The organism is Oleiphilus sp. HI0066, assembly GCF_001635725.1.
Genome location: NZ_LWFH01000518.1, coordinates 1 through 1,003 on the forward strand (window position 1 = coordinate 1; position 1,003 = coordinate 1,003).

Sequence of the window (1,003 nt, forward strand, 5' to 3'; positions counted from 1 at the left end):
CAACATCACACATAACCAGGCTATCAAAGATCGCCCAACAAGTTGGGCTGGACAGTCAATGCTGCGCATTGCCTGCCCTTTATAGCGGCGTTAAATGCTCAAAGGAGTTTAGATGTCTCTCATAGCCAATACACCGGCACCACATTACTACGCAGTAATTTTCACTTCTCACCGTACAGAAGGTGATAACGGTTATGGCCAAATGGCAGATCGAATGGTTGAGCTTGCGTCAAAGCAACCAGGCTTTTTAGGTGTAGAGTCAGCGCGAGAGGATGTTGGAATTACCGTATCTTATTGGTCTGATCTTGAATCCATTAAGCGGTGGAAGAAAAATGCAGGGCACCAAGAAGCCCAACGGCTTGGTCATGAGAAATGGTATGCATCGTTCAAAACTCGTATATCGAAGGTGGAACGTGACTACGGCATTTAACAATACAATCGACGCCCGCCAGCAAGCTAGCTCGGACCTACGTTTCGGTGCTTCGCGCCTACACTGCGGCCCGTTATTGTAGGCGTTCATGTCTGCTTACTATATAAACTCGAAATAAATCCCAGTTAAAAACTTGCCTGTCTGACGTCCGCTTCTGTATATAAATCGAAAAGTTTTCGCGCCGCGAAATGTCCGCTTCTTTGTAGAAGTACGCATCAAGGATCGACCGGACATCAGCAGTTCAACATCCGCTAATGTCTATTTCTGTGCATTCACAAACCAGATTCCGGATACCCCAGGGCACCCTCTCTTGCGCGTTGCGCAATTCACCTTGTCACGCTTCGCTGTCCGGAATGACGAACGGGAGGATGATCGCTTCTGTCTATTCCTAAACATAGAATGCTAAACAATAACTTTTTATGCGTAGGGTTAAACAAACAATTCGATAGACAACAAAAAAGGGCGCTCAATGAGCGCCCTTCTTCTTAGATCTTACTAAGGACTAGTTGATTAGTCTTTAGTGAACTCTGGGTATGCTTCCATACCACATTCTGAAAGATCCACACCTTCGTA

General features: G+C 46.0%; 1 protein-coding gene. It reads left to right on the top strand.

Translation table 11 applies throughout. From position 1 onward, the window contains the following. The first annotated feature begins 112 nt into the window (after window positions 1–112). Window positions 113–430, top strand: a complete 318-nt coding sequence (locus tag A3738_RS07145) for an antibiotic biosynthesis monooxygenase (protein ID WP_068763475.1) — start codon at window positions 113–115, stop codon at window positions 428–430. The last annotated feature ends 573 nt before the right edge of the window (window positions 431–1,003 follow it).

Excerpts from the sequence above, each read along its gene's own strand:
- A3738_RS07145 (WP_068763475.1), top strand. The coding sequence starts at position 113 with ATGTCTCTCATAGCCAATACACCGGCACCACATTACTACGCAGTAATT.